This window comes from Vibrio sp. PNB23_22_6 (assembly GCF_052877535.1).
The window spans coordinates 337,606-359,030 of sequence record NZ_JBNFXP010000001.1; the positions used below are offsets into that span (position 1 = coordinate 337,606).

The window sequence follows — 21,425 nt, forward strand, 5'->3', positions numbered from 1 at the left end:
ATAAGTAATTTTATAGACCGAATAAATAAGTCGATCGCAAATAAACAAAAACATCTAACCAAAGTTCGATATTGGGTCTATGGGTCAAGTAATTTTTGTCGCTCTCGGCGTTTCATTGAAATGTCTTTTGTATTCTCGACTGAATTGTGAAGGACTGCTGTATCCAACTAAGCGTGCTGCATCGTTTACCCTTCTTCCCTCCAGTTGAATTAATTCTCGTGCTTTGTTTAACCTTACTTTTTTGATGTATTGTAATGGAGATTCGAGCGTTACATTACGAAAAGCCTGATGGAACGCAGAAACGCTCATATTGGCTTCTTCTGCCAAGGTTTGAACATTCAGTTGTTCGTGATACGCCTGATGAACACGGTTTAACGCTTTTGCTACCCTAGCGTAAGATCCTTCCTGATGTGCTAATTCAAACAGTACGTGCCCTGATTCACTTACAAGTGCACGATAAACAATTTCTTCAAGTAACATATCTCCTAGCATCGCAATATCTAGTTCATTGCATAACATGCTCATCAAGCGCTTGCATGCATCAAGCATGGCATCGTTCATACGAACCGACTTCAAACCGCACTGAGCAGAATCCTCGACAACGTTACTAAAACGTTTCGCTTCGAGTTTCTTGACTAACTTTTGTAAAAGTGCTGGTGAGATATCTATTGAGATCCCATATAAAGGTGCATTATTGGTTGCAATTGCCTCACACTCCAACGGCATAGGTACCCCTACAACCAAGTAGTCATCAGGCCCATAACGCACTGGCGTCGTGCCAATATGGATATTTTTGTCCCCTTGACCAAGAACGATGATGCCAGACTGATAAATAAAGGGCTGACGCTGATTGCCCCTACTGCTTCGATAAAACCAAACGCCTTCTAACGCGGTTTCTTTAATACCTTCGAGATCATGCAAGTCATGACTCTCAGCGTATTGCTGCATAAGCTCTGCAAGTGTGTTCATTGCGCTACTCCATCGATTATGGGGCACTATACTTTGAGTTCTGAATAGAGTTCCAGCATAAGACCTGAAATTTTGTAGGAATAGGCAATAAATTTACAGAAATCGACCTACTCCCTCCCCTTTCATCGTACTAATATGCATGCATTCACTCTCCTCACAATGGAAGAAATAGGTAAAGCAATGAACTTTTCATACGTAAACCCAACTCAAATTTTCTTTGGTCAACACCAAATTGCAGCGATCAAAGACGCCATTCCTATGGGTCAAAAAGTACTGGTTATCTATGGTGGCGGTTCTATCAAAAAGAACGGCGTATACGATCAAGTAATACAAGCACTAGAGGGACGAGACTGGTTGGAGTTTTCCGGTGTTGAGCCAAACCCAACGAAAGAGACACTAGACAAAGCGGTTACCATCGTGAAAGAACAAGGCATTGATTTCATTCTTGCTGTAGGCGGTGGTTCCGTTATCGATGGATCTAAATACGTTGCTGCATCTTCTAAGTACGATGGTGATGGCTGGGACATCATGGTGGGCAAACATCAAGTAACACAAGCGACCCCGCTAGCTGCGATTCTGACTTTACCAGCAACAGGCTCTGAGTCGAACATGGGTGCGGTCATCACTAAAGCAGAAACGCAAGACAAACTGGCTTTCATGGCACCTGCGGTTCAGCCAAAATTCGCCGTGCTTGACCCTGATGTCATGAAAACACTGCCTGAACGTCAACTTATCAACGGCATTGTCGATGCTTGGGTTCACGTTTGTGAGCAATACCTAACACAGCCAACCGGTGCGATGGTTCAAGACGGTTACGCAGAAGCACTACTGAAAAACCTACAAGTACTGGGTGAACAGTTCGCTGAACGCGACAACGATCAATGGCGTGCGAACCTCATGTGGACAGCAAACCAAGCGTTAAATGGTCTCATCGGTAGCGGCGTTCCTCACGACTGGGCAACGCACATGATCGGCCATGAACTGACCGCACTGTGGCACGTTGACCACGCACGTTCGCTAGCGATCATTCAACCATCACTACTGCGTAACCAAATGGCGTTCAAGCGTCCTAAACTAGAACAAATGGGACGCAACGTATTCGGTTTGGCTGACGGTGGTGATTTGGCAGAACGCACGATCGAAGCAATCGAAGCCTTCTATCACCAACTGGGCGTAGCAACACAGCTAGAAAACTACGGCGGCGATCGTGACGAGGCAATCAATGCCATTATTGATCAGCTAAGTAAACACGGCATGACGATACTAGGAGAAAACCAATCTATCGACCTAGAGAATAGCCGTAAAATCCTCGAACTAGCTGTCGCATAATCACTATCGGTTAAACCTCTGACGGCATTGTGTCTTTACGGACGCAATGCCGCTTTTTATTGGCGTTGAACACTTTTTAGCCTCACTTTGGTTAACTGGTTATCTCGGCTCATGTTTTCCACGCACTTTATTATTTTGGAGGTGCAATAAGGTAATTAAGTTGTTATTGTTAAAAGAAACGTATTGCAAAAGTTGTCGGCTTTGAAAGAGAGAAACATCGTTGTTGAGTTCAGCGGCGTAAACAAATGGTATGGTGAATTCCACGCTCTTAAGGACATCAATTTTTCGGTCCATACTGGAGAAATCGTTGTCGTCTGTGGCCCTTCGGGTTCAGGAAAATCGACTCTGATTCGTTGTATTAACCATCTTGAATCTATTCAAGAAGGTGAAGTGAGCGTTTTTGAACAACCCGCAGGCTCGAAAAAACAAAAGCCTGGAAAGGTTGTGATGGTGTTTCAACACTTCCACCTTTTCCCGCATCTTACTGTCCTAGAAAACCTCATGCTTGCTCCTGTCCGCACGCTTAAGCTATCCAAGCAAGAAGCAGAACAGCGTGCTCGCCATTATCTAAACCGCGTTAATATCGAAGAGCAAGCCAACAAATACCCTATTCAGCTTTCTGGTGGTCAGCAGCAGCGTGTTGCTATCGCCCGTTCTCTTTGTATGGCGCCAGACTTGTTATTGTTTGACGAGCCAACATCAGCACTTGATCCAGAAATGATCAACGAAGTGCTCGATGTCATGGTTGAACTCGCCCAAAGTGGCATGACGATGATTTGTGTCACACACGAAATGGGGTTTGCAAAAAAAGTCGCAAACCGAGTCGTGTTTATGGATGAGGGTGAAATCATTGAAATGAACTCGCCAGTTGCGCTCTTTGAGACGCCTCAACATCCGCGAACACAAGCATTCCTTGAACAAATTTTGAGTTACTAATCTATGGTGATTCGTATCATCAAACCGGTTCTGCAAGCAATATTACAAATGGCCATCCTCTTGGTTGTCATTGTATGGGTACTCGATTCTGGCGCTCAAGCCATGGGGTATCAATGGCAGTGGGAGCGCGTGCCGGACTACATTGCCTTTTATGAAGATGGCGAATGGTGGCCCGCTGAATTGATTGACGGATTAATCGTCACCTTAAAAATCTCTGCGATAAGCCTCTTTTTTACCTTAGCCATCGGGTTAGTGACGGCGCTTTTGCGACTCAGCGATTCAAAAGTAGGCAACGCAATTGGCTCCGCCTATGTAGAGCTCATTCGTAACACCCCACTGCTCGTCCAAATCTATTTGCTTTATTTTGTATTTGGACCCGTGATCGGTTTAGACCGCTTCAGTACCGCCGTTTTAGCGCTGTCCCTTTTCCAAGGGGCATACACCGCTGAGATCTTCCGTGCGGGCTTAAACAGCATTCCAAAAGGGCAGTTTGAGGCAGCAAAAAGCTTAGGGCTATCCCCTTTCTTTGCCTACAAAGACGTGATTCTTCCTCAGGTACTTCAACGTACTCTGCCACCACTGACGAACGAAGTAGTTTCACTGATTAAAAACTCTTCTATCGTCAGCGTGATGGCGATTTTCGACCTGACAACAGAAGCGAGAAACATTGTATCTGAGACGGCGATGCCGTTTGAAATTTGGTTTAGCGTGGCAGCAATCTACCTTGCTCTCACATTGTCACTATCTGGCTTATCCGCTTGGCTGGAACACAAACTGGGAGCCAGTTGGCGCAAATTATAAGGAGATAACGATGAAGTTATTCAAAGCGACCATCATCGCATTATTGGGACTTGCTATTGCTTTGCCTTCGCTTGCACAAGAAGAAGCAACGACCCCAAATGTGGACCAAATTAAAGAGCGCGGCACGCTTCGCGTCGGTATGTCGACTTTCGTACCTTGGGCAATGCGTAACAAACAAGGCGAATTGATCGGTTTTGAAATTGATGTAGCAAAACGCCTCGCCGCAGATTCGGGCTTGAAAGTGGAGTTTGTACCAACCGCTTGGGACGGGATCATCCCTGCTCTACTTTCTAAAAAGTTTGATGTCATCATTGGTGGCATGTCGATCACACCAGAGCGTTCCAAGAGCGTATTGTTCACCCAACCTTACTCTCATTCTGGCGTTCAAATCGCTGCAAACAAAGAGTTAGCTTCAGGCTTTAGTGAGTTTTCAGACTTTGATTCTCGCCGTGTAAAAATTGCAGCTCGACGTGGTGCGTTCACAGTGCAAGTCGCACGTGAGACATTCCCGAAAGCGAAAATTCTTCAATTTGATGATGACGCTCAAGCATTCCAAGAAGTCCTGAACGGTAATGCTCACGCTGTCATTGCTTCAAGCCCGAAACCAGAACATGAAGCAATCAAGCACGCAGACAAACTGTTTATTCCGTTTACTGAGCGCCTATCAAAAGGGAACGAAGCGTTTGCGGTTCGCTTAGGTGAAGAAGATAAAAAAGCACTCTTCAACCAATGGATTGAAGATCGTACACAAGATGGCTGGCTAGATGAACGTTACGAATACTGGTTCTCTACATTAGATTGGCAAGATCAAATCGCACAAGGTCAGTAACCCTTGATGGCTCGTTGTTTGAGCGAGCCACTCTTTTACCACGTTCACATCGGAGTTTAAGTTTTTGAGCGGACAAACCACCACACGCCTTGCACCTAACAAAGTAAAATCAGGCTTTTTCTTGAGTCGTTTTAATCTACTTGATTGGGTGCTGCTTGCCATCTGTGCATTAGTTGGGGGTTGGCTCTATCATCGCTCCACCGTAGGGGTGAACTACATCTGGCATTGGAAGGAAGCGCTGGAACTGCTATTGACGCCAAGAGCAGACGGCAGCTTACCCTACTTCTTCCAGGGGTTGATTTCGACTTTACGTCTGAGTTTATGGGGCATTGCCCTGGCAGTCGTATTTGGTACCGTTCTTGGTTTGGCGCGTTTTTCTGATTCTGTTTGGTTACGCACACCTGCGAATACATTCATTCAATTGGTGAGAAACATACCTCCATTGGTGTTTGTATTCATTTTCTATTTCTTTATTTCCAACCAATTAATTCCCCTGCTCGGATTAGAAGATCGGTTGCGTAACTATCGTGGCGAACCTAACGCGCTTCAACTCTTCTTATTTGGTCCTGCTAACCTTTGGGAAAACCTCGCGTCTGGGGTGTTATGTGTTGGCTTACTTTCTTCTGCTTACATTGCAGAAGTCGTGCGTGCTGGATTGCAAAGCGTCGATAAAGGCCAATGGGAAGCCGCAGATTCACTTGGCCTTTCTCGCTGGGTAAAATACCGCTTTGTCATTGCGCCACAAGTGCTAAAAGCCATTACACCCGCACTTGCCGGGCAAACTATCGCCTTGGTGAAAGACACGTCAATCGTATCGCTGATCTCAATTCAGGAGATGACTTTTGTTGGCACAGAAATAGCGAACTCGTCTGGCTACATTTTTGAGATCTGGCTTATAGTGGGATTGGTTTATTTCCTCATTTGCTTCGGGCTATCCCTATTTTTTAGATACATCGAGAAAAAATCAGCATCCTATTCCAATTAGCAATTAGCAATTATCGCGTGTTTAGCATCTGTAATTTTCGAAAGTAAAACTTATCAAAAAGACTAATTTCAAGGGATTCATTTTTACATTAAGTCATTACTTTCACCTCATCAAGCCAATAAACATCTGCTAATAATTGAATGTCTTTGGCCAATAATTCACATTCTGCCGTAGTCATTTCCTCTAGCCTCTGACTCCAGCAGCGTGATATGTCTACTATCAATACCCTTTCCAACTCCAAGTACAAATGGCTATAGCTATAAAACAAGGATTCGACATCATCAGAATAGGTAATGACCAAAGTGCATTCCCCTTCCCCGATATCACAAATTCGGTATTTTCTATCATTTAAGTAGATGGCACGTTCCATAGTTATTTCCTCAGTAAGCGTTGTTTACCCCCTTATTATTATTTTTTGTTTTTCAACGATACGAATTAGAGAAATTCATAATTGATGATGCAGATATGAATTTCTCTAAACCATTTCAACACGATTTCATTGCCTTTATTGTTACCACATCGTTTTACCGCAGAGGAATTGCAGTATTCATCCGATATCTCCTCGTTAAAGGAACATAACGAGCCTTCGGCAACGCAATAAAGACTCAACATGCTTAACCTACTCAAACAAGAATACAAATTGCCTTTAGGTATTCTCGCCGTACTGTTTTTTAAGCTTATTGGCGACAACCTTCTGACTGGCGGTTTAGCACCAATTTCCTACGTACTGACAACGGGTGTCCTGTTCTATGTGGTCATGGTCGCGATCTTCTCGGTGGTACGCCACTCTGACGCGCTTGCCATCAAACTAGGCGATCCTTACGGCACTCTCATCCTTACCCTTTCCGTTGTACTGCTCGAAGTCATCATGGTCTCATCCGTCATGCTTACCGGTGATTCAAACCCGTACTTAGCAAGGGACACTATGTTTGCTGTTGTTATGGCAGTGTTGAATGGCTTTGTAGGTATTACCTTGCTGATCGGAGGTTTGAAGTATCACACTCAAACCTACAATCTAGATGGCATCAAGGCCTACTTGGTAGCAATTATTCCACTGGCGCTACTTTGTTTGGTGCTGCCTAACTTCACCAGTACGGATGCCTTCGGCAACATGTCGACTAGCCTAACGTGGACATTGGTGCTCGCTTCGATTGCGCTCTATGCCGTGTTCCTCTTTGTTCAGACACGAAGCCATACCAGTTATTTTATCGATGCGGATAATGAGGACTGTCACGATCACCATGGGCCACTTCATAGCAATGCATTCCATACCATCATGCTCGTCAGCTATCTCGTCGTGATCATCTTACTTGCGAAAAGCCTGGCGATTCCAATCAATGATGGTATCACCGTCATGGGCGCACCAGCAGCATTAGGTGGATTGGTGGTTGCGTTGATCATTCTTGCTCCAGAAGCCGTCGGCGCAGTCAAAGCAGCGGTAACCAATCAACTGCAGCGTGCGATGAATCTCTTTTTCGGTTCAGTACTTGCGACGATAGCGCTGACCGTCCCAGCGGTACTGCTGATATCTGGCGTAATGAACGAGCCAATTCGTTTGGGCCTTGCACCTGCAGAAATGGTATTGCTCGGCGCAACGCTCCTCATGACCAGTGTGAGCTTCAGTAACGGTAGAACCAATTCACTCAATGGGGCCACGCACCTCATTCTATTCTTCGCCTACATCATTTTAATGTTTGATTAATCATGAAAAAGGGCTTTGGCACTCGTACGCCAAAGCCCCACGATAAATTGGAGAATGCTATGCAAGATATTCTTAGCGCAATTTGGTCACAAGATTTTGATGCGCTTCTTGAAATCAATTCCCTGCACATCTTATTGCTGTTACTCGGCGTGGTTCCATTCTTGGAGTCGAGTCTGGTGTTTTTGCCACTGCCGGGCGACGGCTTAGTCCTTTTTGTCGGTGGTCTTGTTGGGTTAGGTGCACTCGATTTTTCAAGTGCGTTAATTGTCCTCTCCCTTTGCGCATTTGTTGGTAGTGTCATTGCTTATCTGCAGGGGCGTTGGCTACACAATTCAAAGTTCATGAATAAAGCGGAACAAACTCTACCAAAAGATGCACTGCCAAAAACTCGCTCTCTATTGAATAAATACGGTTTCTTGTCCCCGTTTATTTCACGATTCATTCCTTTTGTTCGGGTACTCACGCCGATGTTAATGGGCGTGGCTCAACTTAGTTTTTGGCGAACGGTTGTTATCAGCTTCACCAGTTCTTTAACGTGGGTAGTAACACTGCTATTCATCGGCAAATGGGTGATGAGACATCCATTTATCGAACAGTATCAAGCATTACTAGCAAAGTGGTTCTCAATTGGCAGCCTCCTTTTGATGGTGACAGCAACGATCACTCTCTTTGTTCGTTTAGCCATAAACAACAACGACATGAATACCCAAGGGTAACTCCCTGTTATCAAGCCAAAACTTACTTCTAGGGCCAAAGTTATGACCTTTATAAACTTACCTTTTCAGGATAAAAGTACCCAAAACCTGTATTTCAAACTAGGTGAATGCCTCTCAAACGACAATGCGAAAAAACTGCACAACTGATTAGTCAGGCAGAGTCTCAGCAACTCGCCTCGATTTTCCACAAGCTCACAAACGAAGAACGTATCGCGATTTGGGAAATGCTCATAGATGTTAACCCGAGTTTAGCGGCCAATCTGCTCGATCATTTTTCTAACTCGGAGTTGGTCAGTTTGATGAGTCAACTCACTACGAGCACAACGATTTGTTTGTTTCAATACATACATTCAGCAGATCGTCGATTGCTTATCAAAGAATTGCCTCACGATTTACAGGTGCAGTTAAAAGCCTCATTGCCAGAAGCATGGAAGTATGAAGAACGCGCTGCGTTAAGTTACCCGCTTTACTCGGCAGGCGGTATTTGTAAAAGCGAAGTACTCAAAATCGACTCAAACGCAACAGTCGACACCTTAAGCACCATGCTAAGCGCGGAAGAACAAAATCTGGATAGATTAGAATGGCGTTACGTTGATTGCGACCTTTACTCTAACCATGGCGTACCCTCTACTTAAAGCGCTAGGCCAAAACGGAATTGATGCATTTACGCGTATCATGGGCTTTCTTCTAATTTGTATGGGCGTACAGTTCTTCACTCTAGGCATTGAAGAAATCGTTCTAGAAATAAATCATTTGCTGTAACTTTAAAAATACAAAGACGAATCTCCATAAAATATTACACCCAAATAATTAAACCATATATACCCCGTCGATAATTCGTCGGGGTATTTTTAATTAAAAAGAAAAACATGAAAATTTGAACCGCTGTAATTCATAGATTATCAAGTACCAAACCAATAATTCCTCACTCATTAAATTTTGCTCCCAGCCTAGTTTCAGTGATTACCTTGTCGATTTATCATCATCTTTTGTTATTCATTGCTTACAAAATGAACCATTGAGTTTGTCAACGATTCACATATGCTAATAAGCACGATTCCTATTTATTGCTGTGAGGGTTTATGATTGATTTAAAAGATTTGGATCTCAATCTTCTCAAAATACTGAAAGCTGTCGTCGAGACTCAAAATACTCATGCAGCGGCAGATATGCTCGGCATCTCTCAAACAAGCGTGAGTCGAGGTCTGGCTAAATTAAGAGATACATTTGGAGACCAACTTTTTATCCGCAAAGCACATGGTGTTGAACCATCGGAACTGGCAGAGAAACTTGCTGAGGCATCTGATGAAATGCTCAACCCTATAATGAAAGTCGTTGAGTCGTACCATCACTTCGAGCCATTAGAATTTACAGGCGAAGTGACCATTGCAATGAATGTTTTTTTACTCGAACAATTTGGTGACGGGGTATTTAGCGCACTTAGAGAAGCGCTTCCTAAAGCAAGCTTTAAAATGCTGTACTGGCAAGAGCACAGTTTGTTAGATGTCCTTAGTGGGAATATTGACTACTTAATTCATTTTGCAGGCATGCCGTTGCCACAAGATATCTATCAACACAAACTTCAAGACATCAAAATTAGCCTTGTCGCACGCAAAGATCACCCGATCTTAAGCCAAGGTCAAGACTGGGAGGATATTCATGATATCCCTGTCGCTCGAATACTCCTAGACGGTATTAATACCAAGCGTTCACCGATTGAAGAACTATATCTCTCTAAAGGGTACCAAGTACAAGTCACACTCGCGACACACAGTGTCTCTGTCTTAATTAACAAAATCAAAAGCTCTGATGCTTTGTGTTTTGGTAGCACCTTTATGACAGTGAATGAACCTGAATTGCAGTGCTACCCTCTTCCAACGCTCCCTAAAGAAATGCACCAAGTTCAGCTTAACGGGGGTTACTTGCAATCTAAGCGCGGCTTTCCGCTTAACCAGCATCTACACCAAGCAATACAAAGCTACTTCGATTCCATTGAGCAGCCTGATTGCCTCCATGGTTAAAAAGTACCGTTGGAACTCACATTTTACCTACACGCTAAAAAATAGTAGTGATACGCAATCACTACTCTTTTGAAGATAACAAGCCAGAAGCTTATCGAACTGAAGAGGTTTTTTGGGGGTATAAAATGGTGTCTTTGATTTCATGTTTGTATTCATAGCTGAAATCAGGAAACGGAAACGCACCCTCTTCATGCCATTTTGCTACAACTTGAGCGGCTTTTGTCTTTCGCTCCTCATCATCCGAGCCCTGCTTCTTCACTAACTGGTATTGGTTGGAGTGTGCGATTTTCGCTCCAATACTTTCTACCTGCGCTAATACGGCAAAAAGAATATCTTCTTGCACGGCCATAAACTCTTCATTGTCTCGGCATCTAATATACGCCATGATGTTGATGTTGATTGAGAACTCCCCAACTCCAATTAACCTCACACGAACAGGTTCCGCTTCTGTCATTGGATGTTGGAGTAACAATCTCCGAATATTAACTATCAAAACGCGCAATTGCTCTAAACTGATCTCCGAACGTAACCTCAATACATGATCCATCCGACGTTTATCGCGCCTTTCTAAATTATCAATTTCCATATTGGCGAACTCTGAGTTCGGTATCGTAATCAAAGATCGCTCTAACGTTCGGATCCGAGTCGATCTCAACCCGATGCTTTCGATTGTTCCAAGTTTTTCACCATAACGGCAAAGTTCACCAATTTTGATTCCACCATCGGCATAGAGCGTCAACCCGTTGATCACATTCTCCAACACCGGGCGAATTGCAAGCGCGACCGCCAAACCACCCACACCTAAACCAGCAAGTATGGGCGAGATTGAGAATCCCATATACTCAATGACATAAACACCAAGCACCACAATCGTCAATCCACCGACAATTCTCGCCAAGACAGTGATGAGAGAAGAATCTACGTGCTTCCCATTGTGTTTTTTAAATACATAGATCTCTGCAAAATAGTTAAATATTGCCATGATCAACCAAGACACAGAAACGAACTGCGCAACTAAGAAAGAAGTAGCGAAAAACTGATAAATACCCCCGGTTAACCAAACACCATCATCAATGAACTTTCTGGTCATCATCAGTAGCAATACCACTGACACCAATGAAATTAACCTGCCTACTCGCCACTTGAGCCCTTTACTTTCCCACTTATCGTTCCAGCGATCGCCAAACATAAAGCTGATTTTAATCATTACTTTACATAATGACAGAACACAGGCTAATGCAAACCACTGCCACAATGGAAGTGGTCCATACAACTGGTTAAACAAAGATGGCAACGCCTGTATGTACCGCTTAGAAATCAAAGGGCCTGGGCTGGCTAAAAACGTTTGATAGTGATCATCTCTCGGCTCCACGGCGTAATCATTCGAAGCTAATGTCCGATACCAACGGGGTAAGCTCTGAACCGTCGCGGCTGAAAACAAAAATTGGTCAACATTATCTCCACTCAATTGCTTGGAGATAACAATATCGGAGTTTCCAAGACGCCAATACGACAAATCATTCTCTCTGACTTGATTAAGATCTGGCGAGCTTTCACGAACATCCAAATCAAATCGGTCAATAACCTCTCGCAGTAAAATGATTCTTTCCATCGTTACGACGGTGCGGCTGCGGTTAGGTACCAATGAGAGATCCATGGTTCTTAGAGCCTGAGCATAAGCCTGTTGAGCTTCAGGAAGTTGTAAGGTCTCATCTTGCCAATGTTTGATCACCACATCCGATGCGTACATAAAACTGGCTAATGTATCACTTGGGCTCGATGTGTCAGCCAACTTCACCGGTTCATTTGCTCGGGAGGATAAACTGATAGAAATAAGCAAAGCATAGAATAAGATTGCAATATAACGATTTAACACTATTTCTCTTCCTCCCCGTTGACTGGCTGTTTTAGACCACCGCTAGGTGCACCCTGAGTCTTATTGGCTGGCTGTACCTTGGCTTGTTCCATTGGGGTTATGGAATAACCATGATCAATCAAAGATTGGTGGGTGGAATAATGGCTGACCGCTTTTAATAAAGTCGATGTACAAAAAGAGAAAAATTTACGTACTTGTTTCATGGCTGCCTCCATCAAACGAGTCACGTCCTTGTGATATGAAAAGTCAATTAGTCGAACTCAAAGCTTCAACTCTCACTAGTTAATGTACTTATCGAAGAACAAACCAAGCTCTTTCAGTGCATCGTCTGATTCTGGCATATCCACAATAAGGCCATTCATGTAATCACCGTGGGCTTGACCATCGTATACATGCAAGTGCGTGTCAACGTCTGCACTACGCAATAACCGATGCATTCGAACGGTGTCACTCAATAGAAGATCGCGAGTACCTGAGATGAAAATCGTTGGTGGAAAAGATTCTATTTCTGCATTGATTGGTGATAACAGCGGGTTATCCAAAGGCTCCCCATTGGCGTACAGATCAAATGTGCCTTGAATCACGCCTTCGCGTTGGCCAAGTGGATCAAGCCCTTTCAATGTGTGCCATGTGTCTGACGTCTCTTTTAGATCGACTGCCGGCGTCCCTGCGAACAAAGCACCTGGAGTAGGCAACCCAAGTTCTTGAAGCTTAAGTGTTGATGCCAGGGTCAAATTACCACCAGCGGACGTACCAAACATGGCAGTCGCTTCAGGAGCCTGCGTCTTTATTAGCTCTTTCCATACCGTCACCACATCATCGATAGCCGCTGGGAACGCGTGATGTGGCGGCTGGCGGTAGTCTATCGAGATAACTTGAGCACCTAAGCCGTTTGCAACCCAAATCGCTTCTCTCATTGCAGACTCTCCACCACCAAGGACAAAAGCACCACCATGGATGTGGACAAGCCACTTATCTTTGTATTCTGGTGCTATATTTTTTGGGGTCACAAGGAAGGTATCTACACCTCCAATCTGCTTCGTTTCAAACGTCGTCCCTGTCTGCTCTAGCGCGTAATGCGCAAGCTCGATACCAGATTGGTCATACATCGTTTGAAACTTTATCCATTCTTCTTTTGTGGTTGGTACAGAAACATTAAGTAGTGATTGAGTGCCTCGTTGTTCTATTAGGGCGGAAAACTCATTAGAAACACCAGTCGGGGTAGGAATAGTACGTTTGTCCAACACAGTATTTGCAAATACTGCAGAACTTGATAGTCCGATTAAAAGAGTAGGAATAAGAGTTGCTAGTTTAGATTTCATGGTCGCTCCAGTTGTTGGTTTTGGTTAACTGAAGCCATTATTCATTGAGCAAACCATAATGCCCATGAATTAGAGAAATTCAAATTTGCCCTGTCAAACCCTGCAATAATGAATTTGTCTAATTCATTAAATTTAAGGGATTCTCATGAGATAACGAACACCTAGCTTATGAGGAGGTTCCATGAAATATCTACCGATCATCACCATATTTTCTGCGTACTTAGTATTTTTCTTTTTGCTTGTAATGAGGCTTAGTCGCTAATCACATGAGTTGTTGCCTTTGATGCAGAACTCACACTCCTACATTTACCAATAAACTATCGGCGTTAATACCAGTCCAAATAAAAAACGCCGAACTGATGTCGGCGTTTTTGTTTTGATTTGCAGAAAATGGCTTAGAAAAAGTCGATCGAGTTACGACCACTCTTCGGATCGCGCACGGCTTGAGGCTTTTCTGCTTTCTTGCCTTTTTTCGCAGATTGAGACAACGCGTTTTGTTGGTCTTTCCATTTTTTATCCGCCGCTTTACGACCCGTTGATTGAGGGCCAGTACCCTTTACATTAGGTTGCTTCTCTTTACGTGGCTTTTCTTTACGAGCAGGTTGCGCTTCTTTCTTCGCTTTCTTTTGTGCTTTTTGCTCTGCGGTTTCTGGTTCTGTTACTGGTGCGTCACACACAACCACGTAGTACTCTTGATTGAACTCAAAGAAATCACCATCGTACATCTTGCGGCGTTTACGCGTTTCTAGCTCACCATTTACAGCCACGTAACCTTCATCGATTACATGTTTAGCTTCGCCACCACCACTGACCAAGTTTGCGATTTTGAAAAGCTTGTACAGCTCAATTGGGTGCGCGTCAACGTCGATGCCAATCGCTTCGATCTCAATCTCTTCGCCTTCTAAATACTCTTCGTTTTCGTAATCTTGGGTCATGTTGTTTACTCATTTGTCTTGATGCACGGAGTTTAAACGGAATACGGCCAAATAGAAACGTGATCTTGGCGTATTCTCGCACCTAGCGGTTACTTGAGTATATACTGACCCAATAACTCTTTGAACGAGCATAAATTTTGTCCAACCCCTGCCAAATGACTTTTGCAACTGCGAACCTGTTTAATTTTATCGCACCACCGAATGCGTATTATGACTTTGAGAACATCTACTCATTTGAGCAGTGGCAAGACAAGCTCGCTTGGACCGCATCACAAGTTAACCATCTGAATCCCGACATCATTGGCTTACAAGAAGTATTTAGTATTGACGAAACCAAAACATTTTTCGCTGAGATGGGTTATGAATATTTTGCCACGGTAGACACACCACATATCGAAGGGGATTACATATACTCTCGCCCTGTTGTTGCAGTAGCGTCTCGCTTTCCTATTGAACATTTTGAACCGGTAACATTCGATGAAGAGACGCTCGATGCCTTCGGTGAAGTCGACGCGCCTCTTTTCAGTCGCAAACCGATTCGAGCAATCATCCTTCACCCTATCATGGGGCATATCGCTGTTTATGTTACGCATCTAAAATCGCAACGCCCTGCCGATTCTGACACACCAGAAGAAGCAAGTAGACCCATTGCTCGCTGGCTTTCCACGCAACAACGCGGCTGGGAGGCAGCAATGCTGCGCGATGCCATGCAAAAGCAATATGCTCTCACCCCAATGCCGACTGTGTTGATGGGCGACATGAACCAACCCATCACATCAACAAGCGTAAATCGTGTCTTAGTCGAAAAATTCGGTGACAGTGTCATCGACCTAAAGCTTAGTGATGGTTGGGAACTGCAAATCGCGCCAACATTAGAACCACGCCCAGCAACCCATTACCACTTCGCAAAAGGAAACGTGTTGGATTACATCTTATTGTCGCAAGAGTTCAACTCGCATGCAGATGTATCGATTGCAGAAGTGACGAGTTACCAAGTACTTGATGCGCACTTAATCAATCCGTCTTTTGAGAGAGATAAGAACGCCAGCGACCACGCATTTGTGGCGCTGACGGTAGAGATTAAGCTTTAAATTGCATCTCGATAACGCTTAACAATCCTACGAGGGATAAGCTCAATACCCGCTTTATAGCGTTTTGCCGATGCATTTAAAGCCAACTCCATCGCGCTGTCGGCAATCAGTTCGAATTGCTGAGGCAACGAGTTAATTTTGATTGGTAGGAAGTCCAGTAAACGGTTGTCGCCAAACGTCGCTAAACGCACTTTTCCCATGAGATCCGGCTTTTCTAACATCACGTCTAATACACCTTCAAGCAAGGTGTAAGACATGGTCACAACCGCATCTGGAAACTTGCCTTGGGCAATCCAGCCTTCGAGCACTTTCTTACCTTCTTCCCGAGAGAAGTGCTGGCCGTAGCCAACCGAAACGGTTTTACCTTCTTGCTGGCATGCTGAACGAAAACCCAACTCACGCTCTTTCGATACTTGTAGCTCTTCCAATGCACCGATAAGGCCGATCGTTTCAATATCAGAAGAGAGGACCGATTCGGTAAGTTCAAACGCCGCATCAAAATCTTCACTGATCACGCAGCAGAAATGCTCATCGTCCATCGGGCGGTCAAGTGCGATAACGGGCGTGCCTGAGTTTTGTAACTTCAAATAGAATTCACTTGCGGCTGGCATACTGCTCGCAACGAATAACGCATCGATTCGGCGACTCACTAGAGCTTCAGCCACCTTTTCTTCGGTTTGCGGATCATCATCTGAGCAACCAATTAAAATCTGGTATCCCGCTTTACGCGAGTTTTGTTCAATCAGTTTCGCCAACCTTGCATAACTGGTGTTCTCTAAGTCGGGAATGATTAACCCAAATGAGCGTGAGTTCCCCGCACGTAAAGAAGAGGCCGCGTGATCTGGTTTGTAATTATATTGCTCAACAACCGCCATCACTTTCTTTTGTGTCTTCTCGCTGATGCGGTACTTCTGCGCTTTTCCATTTATTACATAGCTTGATGTGGTCTTAGAAACCCCTGCTAATTTCGCTATTTCATCCAGTGTCATATCCTAAGCCTTACTATGTGCGCCGGATCATATTAATACATCAACGATCCTAAGATAAGTTGAATTATACGCTGAACCGATTCAGTATAAAAGCTGAAAGGATTCAGCAAAACTTAAAAGTTGACGGGAGTCACCTAAATCAATCGTTAAGCACTGACAGGTTAACATCTGATTTTAAACAGTTTCGCTGAATGCTTTAAAAATTTAATTACCTGCTGAATCGATTCAGTTTGATATTAAGCGAATAGACACGTTCAGCAAAAAATACACTCTCGGCGTTGCGCGCTGCGTAACCAAGATGAATTAGAAATAGAGACCTTAAGGCTGGAGAAGCACCATGCTTAAGCTAAATAAGAACGATATTACCCTTTCACAATCTGCGACAGATAAATTTGAAGCGATCAAAAGCATCGCTCAAAGCCTAACTAACAAAGGTCTGGTTGAACAAGGTTATGTAGAAGGCATGCTAAACCGAGAAAACCAAAACTCAACATTCTTGGGTAACGGTATCGCGATTCCACACGGTACAACCGATACACGTTCAATGGTGAAAACCACTGGCGTAGCCGTTCATCACTTCCCTGAAGGTGTTGAATGGGGCGATGGCAACCAAGTCTTCGTGGCTATCGGTATCGCGGCAAAATCCGATGAGCACTTGGGCATTCTTAAGCAGCTAACCAAAGTATTAGGTGCTGACGGCGTGGAAGCGCGTTTACGCAATGCGAAAAATGAAGACGAGCTCATTGCCCTACTTCATGGTGACGTTCAGCTAGAAGCCGATTTCGATGCTTCCCTTATTCAGCTGCTATTCCCAGCAAGCGACATGGTTCAAATGAGCGCGGTTGCCGGTGGTTTACTAAAGAATACTGGCTGTACCGGTAATGAGTTCGTCGCTGATCTAGTAACCAAAACACCAACGCATCTTGGTCAAGGTCTATGGCTAGTCGGTAGCGATAAGCAAGTGACTCGCACTGGCGTTTCTTTTGTTTCTACTGCTAACGACTGTGAGTTTGAAGGCGAGAAAGTACGTGCGCTGATTGCATTCGCCGCTTGCAACAATGCTCACCTATCTATCCTAAGTACGATCTCAAAGCTTGTGTTCAACAACGAACACAACAAACTACTGGATGTGACTGTAGAACAAGTTTTGGCGCTATTCAAAGGTGAGGAAATGGCAACCGAAACAGCTGAAGATGGCAACACGGCAACATTTAAGATCAAAAACGCACACGGTCTACACGCTCGTCCAGGCGCAATGCTGGTTGCAGAAGCAAAGAAATTCGAATCAAACATTCGCGTAGCAAACCTAGATGGAGATGGCAAAGCCGTCAACGCGAAAAGCTTAATGAAAGTGATCGCTCTTGGTGTGAAACACGGCCACCAGCTTCAATTCTCTGCTGACGGTTCAGATGCAGCGCAAGCACTTGAGTCTATCGGTAAAGCGATCGCGTCTGGTCTTGGTGAAAGTTAAGGAGCGGATTCATGACAGCAACATCTCACTCTATAACGGCAACAACAACTGCAACAAATAAGGTCGTTACCATCACGCTTAACCCAGCGCTTGATCTAACAGGTTCGCTAAACACGTTAAAAGTCGGTTCAGTAAGCCTTGTAGAAAACAGCAACCTACACGCAGCAGGCAAAGGCGTAAACGTCGCCAAAGTGCTGAGCGATCTTGGTGCTGATGTGACGGTGACCGGTTTCCTAGGTAAAGACAACCCAGAGCTCTTCCACCAGCTATTTGCGGAAATCGGTGTGAACAATGAGTTTGTTGAGGTGGAAGGTGCGACGCGCATCAACGTAAAACTGGTTGAAGCCGATGGTCAAGTCAGTGACATCAATTTCCCTGGCGTTCAAGTAACCGCAGAAGAAATCGTGCGCTTTGAACAAACCCTATTCCGTCTTGCAGAAACACACGACTACTTTGTGCTTGCTGGCAGCCTTCCAGGTGGTGTGACTGCTGAGCAATGTGCAGAGTGGATTGAAAAGCTGCGTCAACTGGGCAAAAAAGTGTTGTTCGATAGCAGCAAAGCCGCTCTTCGTTCAGGTATCGATGCACATCCATGGCTTATTAAACCAAACGATGAAGAGCTAAGCGACTTTGTAGGCGATCACCTAGAAACACCAGAGCAATGCCAAGCTGCCGCGCAAACGCTAAGCGACAAAGGCATCGAAAACATCGTGGTTTCAATGGGAGCAGACGGCGTAATGTGGCTAAACCAAGGTGAATGGCTGCGCGCACAACCACCTCGTATGAATGTGGTAAGTACAGTAGGTGCAGGTGACACGCTCGTTGCTGGTCTGTGCTGGGGCCACATGCAGGTGATGCCAAAACACGATTTGCTGCGCTTCGCGACGGCGCTTTCTGCCCTAGCAGTGAGCCAAGTTGGCGTTGGCCTAACCAGTCAGGAAGAACTGGAGAACATTAAGCTCCAAACACAAGTAACCGAGCTTTACCCTAATACGAACTTAGACAATAACTAAGGAACAGAAGGTTATCAGTATGAATATTGCCATTATTACAGCTTGCCCAAGTGGTGTTGCGAACAGCATCATTGCGGCAGGCCTACTAGAACAAGCAGCAGCTAAGTTGGGTTGGAACGCAAAAATTGAGTGTCAATCAAGCGTGGTTGAGCCAACACGGCTAACAGACGCTGACATTGAACAAGCAGAAGTGATCGTCATTGCGGCTAACACAACCGTTGATACTTCTCGTTTCGTAGGTAAAAAAGTCTACCAAGCAGATATCAGCACCGTTGCAAAAGACGCATCTGCATTCCTACAAACTGCGGTAGAAAACGCAGCAACGCTAGAGCAAGCAATCACCGTTGCAGCGACAGTAGAAAGCGCATCAGCAACAAAGAAAATCGTTGCGATCACCGCATGTCCAACAGGCGTTGCACACACCTTCATGGCAGCAGAAGCGCTAGAAGAGGAAGGTAAACGCCGTGGTCACCAAATCAAAGTGGAAACGCGTGGTTCAGTAGGTGCGAAAAACCAACTGACTGACCAAGAAATCGCAGACGCGGATTTAGTTATCATTGCGGCTGACATCGAAGTGCCGCTTGATCGTTTTAATGGCAAAAAGATGTACCGCACGAAAACCGGTCCAGCTCTGAAGAAAACCGCAGAAGAGTTGGATAAAGCATTCGAACAAGCGACCGTGTACCAGCACTCTGGCGCATCTAGCGCTTCATCAGCCACAGACGAGAAAAAAGGCGCATACAAACACCTAATGACAGGTGTATCACACATGCTTCCTGTTGTGGTTGCTGGTGGTTTGATCATCGCCCTATCCTTCGTATTCGGTATCGAAGCGTTTAAAGAACAAGGTACGCTTGCAGCCGCGCTAATGAAAATCGGTGGTGACTCTGCATTCGCTTTAATGATTCCTGTACTTGCTGGTTACATCGCATTCTCTATCGCTGACCGTCCGGGTCTGGCTCCGGGTCTGGTTGGCGGTATGCTAGCAAGTTCGACTGGCGCGGGTTTCCTAGGTGGTATCGCTGCGGGTTTCATTGCAGGTTACGCAGCGAAGTTCCTTGCAGATAAAGTAACACTTCCCCAATCGATGGAAGCGTTGAAACCAATTCTGATCATCCCATTTGTTGCAACGCTATTTACAGGCCTTGTGATGATTTACATCGTAGGTGGTCCGGTTTCTGGCATCATGAATGCCCTGACTGACTTCCTGAACAACATGGGTTCTGACAGCGCAGTGCTACTAGGTATTATCCTTGGCGCAATGATGTGTTTCGACTTGGGTGGTCCGGTGAACAAAGCGGCTTACGCGTTCGGTGTTGGTCTGTTAGCTTCTCATACTTACGCACCAATGGCAGCAATCATGGCGGCGGGTATGGTCCCTGCGCTAGGTATGGGTCTGGCGACGTTTATTGCGCAGAACAAGTTTGAACAAACTGAACGTGAAGCAGGTAAAGCATCGTTCGTGCTGGGTCTGTGCTTCATCTCTGAAGGTGCAATCCCATTCGCTGCGAAAGATCCAATGCGTGTTATTCCTGCGTGTATGGCAGGTGGCGCTCTAACCGGTGCTCTATCAATGCTGTTTGGTGCAAAGCTGATGGCACCACACGGTGGTCTGTTCGTACTGCTCATCCCTAACGCTATCTCTCCAGTATTGATGTACTTGGCAGCCATCGCAGCAGGTACAGCGGTAACGGGTTTCACTTACGCATTCCTAAAGAACAAAGCAGAAGCAAAACAACAAGCAGCCGCTTAATCAATACTGAGCAGCTTATGCTTACCTAGTTTACGAGTGCTTAGCCTTTATAATGCCTCTCTCGATTTGGCATTCGACACCTCCCTCTAGCTTCGGCTTAGGGAGGTGTTTTTTATTGGGTGCATAAAACACAAAGGGCGACACACTTTTCACTATTAGTGGTCGCCCTTTTCTTATGCTCTCTATGCAGTGGTCGGTTTAATCCTGAACAGTGGCAAACATGACTGGCACAACGATCAGTGTCAGCACGGTAGAAAAACCAAGGCCCGCCGTAATCGTAATCGTAAAGGTTGAAGCTTCTAATCACCCAAATGCGAGAAACGACGTTACTCCGCCAACCGCGAGGAGATCGATGAACAGCTGGCTTTGACCATATCAGCCGCGACAAGATCGTTAACGACAAATAACTTTACCGGTTTGATGAGTGGTTCCTATGGTTCTGATACGGCTTTATTACAACCCGCTAGCATCACTGAGAGGCCCAATGATGCAAGAGACCTGGCCACAAGACGCCCAGCACCGTGATAAATTGCTGAACAATCACTGAGGTCTGTTCAATACGATCATGGCAAACCAGTTTGGCATCGCAAAAGAAGACATGCTTCAGCCAGCGAAACTAAGCGATATTGTTATTGAAGTACGCTGCCCTATTGATGAGTTAATCGCTTAATCAACGTCTTTCAAACG

At 45.0% G+C, this 21,425-nt stretch carries 21 protein-coding genes and 1 pseudogene; 15 read left to right on the forward strand and 7 right to left on the reverse strand.

What is annotated here, in order from left to right:
* Positions 1–84: 84 nt before the first annotated feature.
* Complete coding sequence (locus tag ACVA54_RS01455; RefSeq protein ID WP_099077702.1) at positions 85–969, reverse strand: AraC family transcriptional regulator; 885 nt, start codon at positions 967–969, stop codon at positions 85–87.
* Positions 970–1,149: 180 nt separating this feature from the next.
* Here ACVA54_RS01455 and ACVA54_RS01460 point away from each other — a divergent pair, with 180 nt between their 5' ends.
* The 5 genes from ACVA54_RS01460 to ACVA54_RS01480 all read left to right on the forward strand — a co-directional run bounded on the left by ACVA54_RS01460 (position 1,150) and on the right by ACVA54_RS01480 (position 5,849).
* Positions 1,150–2,298 carry an iron-containing alcohol dehydrogenase gene (locus tag ACVA54_RS01460; protein WP_446609060.1) on the forward strand — a complete coding sequence of 383 codons (1,149 nt, stop codon included), beginning with the start codon at positions 1,150–1,152 and terminating at the stop codon, positions 2,296–2,298.
* 192 nt (positions 2,299–2,490) lie between these two features.
* Positions 2,491–3,234 (forward strand): amino acid ABC transporter ATP-binding protein, encoded by a 744-nt coding sequence (locus ACVA54_RS01465; RefSeq protein WP_446649360.1) that lies wholly within the window; start codon positions 2,491–2,493, stop codon positions 3,232–3,234.
* A 3-nt stretch (positions 3,235–3,237) separates the two neighbouring features.
* The gene (locus tag ACVA54_RS01470) at positions 3,238–4,035 is read left to right on the forward strand and encodes an amino acid ABC transporter permease (protein ID WP_099077700.1); all 798 of its coding nucleotides are present in this window, start codon (positions 3,238–3,240) and stop codon (positions 4,033–4,035) included.
* Positions 4,036–4,045: 10 nt separating this feature from the next.
* Positions 4,046–4,864, forward strand: coding sequence for a transporter substrate-binding domain-containing protein (locus ACVA54_RS01475; protein ID WP_099077699.1), 819 nt, complete (start codon positions 4,046–4,048; stop codon positions 4,862–4,864).
* 64 nt (positions 4,865–4,928) lie between these two features.
* Complete coding sequence (locus tag ACVA54_RS01480) at positions 4,929–5,849, forward strand: amino acid ABC transporter permease (RefSeq protein WP_099077698.1); 921 nt, start codon at positions 4,929–4,931, stop codon at positions 5,847–5,849.
* An 88-nt stretch (positions 5,850–5,937) separates the two neighbouring features.
* On the opposite strand, the gene ACVA54_RS01485 is transcribed toward ACVA54_RS01480, so the two are convergent.
* Positions 5,938–6,219, reverse strand: coding sequence for a hypothetical protein (locus tag ACVA54_RS01485; protein ID WP_446596386.1), 282 nt, complete (start codon positions 6,217–6,219; stop codon positions 5,938–5,940).
* A 240-nt stretch (positions 6,220–6,459) separates the two neighbouring features.
* Between ACVA54_RS01485 and ACVA54_RS01490 the strand changes: the two genes are divergently transcribed.
* The 5 genes from ACVA54_RS01490 to ACVA54_RS01510 all read left to right on the forward strand — a co-directional run bounded on the left by ACVA54_RS01490 (position 6,460) and on the right by ACVA54_RS01510 (position 10,288).
* Positions 6,460–7,551 carry a calcium:proton antiporter gene (locus ACVA54_RS01490; protein ID WP_119463914.1) on the forward strand — a complete coding sequence of 364 codons (1,092 nt, stop codon included), beginning with the start codon at positions 6,460–6,462 and terminating at the stop codon, positions 7,549–7,551.
* A gap of 59 nt (positions 7,552–7,610) precedes the next feature.
* Positions 7,611–8,267, forward strand: coding sequence for a DedA family protein (locus ACVA54_RS01495; protein ID WP_446649349.1), 657 nt, complete (start codon positions 7,611–7,613; stop codon positions 8,265–8,267).
* Positions 8,268–8,374: 107 nt separating this feature from the next.
* A complete protein-coding gene (locus tag ACVA54_RS01500) occupies positions 8,375–8,902 on the forward strand; it encodes a magnesium transporter MgtE N-terminal domain-containing protein (protein WP_446649350.1) in 528 nt (175 codons plus the stop codon).
* On the forward strand, positions 8,883–9,029 hold the full coding sequence (locus ACVA54_RS01505) for a MarC family protein (RefSeq protein WP_446596388.1): 147 nt from the start codon (positions 8,883–8,885) through the stop codon (positions 9,027–9,029). The genes ACVA54_RS01500 and ACVA54_RS01505 overlap by 20 nt, the downstream gene beginning before the upstream one ends.
* A 320-nt stretch (positions 9,030–9,349) precedes the next feature.
* Positions 9,350–10,288 carry a LysR family transcriptional regulator gene (locus tag ACVA54_RS01510; RefSeq protein WP_446596389.1) on the forward strand — a complete coding sequence of 313 codons (939 nt, stop codon included), beginning with the start codon at positions 9,350–9,352 and terminating at the stop codon, positions 10,286–10,288.
* A gap of 91 nt (positions 10,289–10,379) precedes the next feature.
* Here the strand turns inward: ACVA54_RS01510 and ACVA54_RS01515 are convergent, their stop codons facing one another.
* From ACVA54_RS01515 to ACVA54_RS01530, 4 genes are all read right to left on the reverse strand, one after another.
* Entirely contained in the window at positions 10,380–12,164 is a 1,785-nt protein-coding gene (locus tag ACVA54_RS01515; RefSeq protein ID WP_099077696.1) for a mechanosensitive ion channel family protein, read from the reverse strand.
* Positions 12,164–12,367: a hypothetical protein gene (locus ACVA54_RS01520; protein ID WP_446617134.1), complete on the reverse strand. Its 204-nt coding sequence runs from the start codon at positions 12,365–12,367 to the stop codon at positions 12,164–12,166. Before ACVA54_RS01520 ends, ACVA54_RS01515 begins: the two co-directional genes overlap by 1 nt.
* A gap of 75 nt (positions 12,368–12,442) precedes the next feature.
* On the reverse strand, positions 12,443–13,486 hold the full coding sequence (locus tag ACVA54_RS01525; RefSeq protein ID WP_446649351.1) for an alpha/beta hydrolase: 1,044 nt from the start codon (positions 13,484–13,486) through the stop codon (positions 12,443–12,445).
* A gap of 395 nt (positions 13,487–13,881) precedes the next feature.
* Positions 13,882–14,421: an RNA-binding S4 domain-containing protein gene (locus tag ACVA54_RS01530; protein ID WP_446579530.1), complete on the reverse strand. Its 540-nt coding sequence runs from the start codon at positions 14,419–14,421 to the stop codon at positions 13,882–13,884.
* A gap of 155 nt (positions 14,422–14,576) precedes the next feature.
* On the opposite strand from ACVA54_RS01530, the gene ACVA54_RS01535 reads away from it, so the two are divergent.
* Complete coding sequence (locus ACVA54_RS01535) at positions 14,577–15,512, forward strand: endonuclease/exonuclease/phosphatase family protein (protein ID WP_446579528.1); 936 nt, start codon at positions 14,577–14,579, stop codon at positions 15,510–15,512.
* Here the strand turns inward: ACVA54_RS01535 and cra are convergent.
* The gene (gene cra, locus ACVA54_RS01540) at positions 15,509–16,501 is read right to left on the reverse strand and encodes a catabolite repressor/activator (protein ID WP_446649352.1); all 993 of its coding nucleotides are present in this window, start codon (positions 16,499–16,501) and stop codon (positions 15,509–15,511) included. The genes ACVA54_RS01535 and cra overlap by 4 nt on opposite strands.
* A gap of 337 nt (positions 16,502–16,838) precedes the next feature.
* Here cra and fruB point away from each other — a divergent pair, with 337 nt between their 5' ends.
* The 4 genes and pseudogenes from fruB to ACVA54_RS01560 form a co-directional block, all read left to right on the forward strand.
* The gene (gene fruB / locus ACVA54_RS01545) at positions 16,839–17,972 is read left to right on the forward strand and encodes a fused PTS fructose transporter subunit IIA/HPr protein (protein WP_446617135.1); all 1,134 of its coding nucleotides are present in this window, start codon (positions 16,839–16,841) and stop codon (positions 17,970–17,972) included.
* A gap of 11 nt (positions 17,973–17,983) precedes the next feature.
* Positions 17,984–18,985, forward strand: coding sequence for a 1-phosphofructokinase (gene pfkB, locus ACVA54_RS01550; RefSeq protein ID WP_446617136.1), 1,002 nt, complete (start codon positions 17,984–17,986; stop codon positions 18,983–18,985).
* A 19-nt stretch (positions 18,986–19,004) separates the two neighbouring features.
* The gene (gene fruA, locus ACVA54_RS01555) at positions 19,005–20,738 is read left to right on the forward strand and encodes a PTS fructose transporter subunit IIBC (RefSeq protein WP_446639837.1); all 1,734 of its coding nucleotides are present in this window, start codon (positions 19,005–19,007) and stop codon (positions 20,736–20,738) included.
* A gap of 481 nt (positions 20,739–21,219) precedes the next feature.
* A pseudogene (locus ACVA54_RS01560) lies at positions 21,220–21,408 on the forward strand (TetR/AcrR family transcriptional regulator); the annotation flags it as partial.
* Between the last annotated feature and the right edge of the window lie 17 nt (positions 21,409–21,425).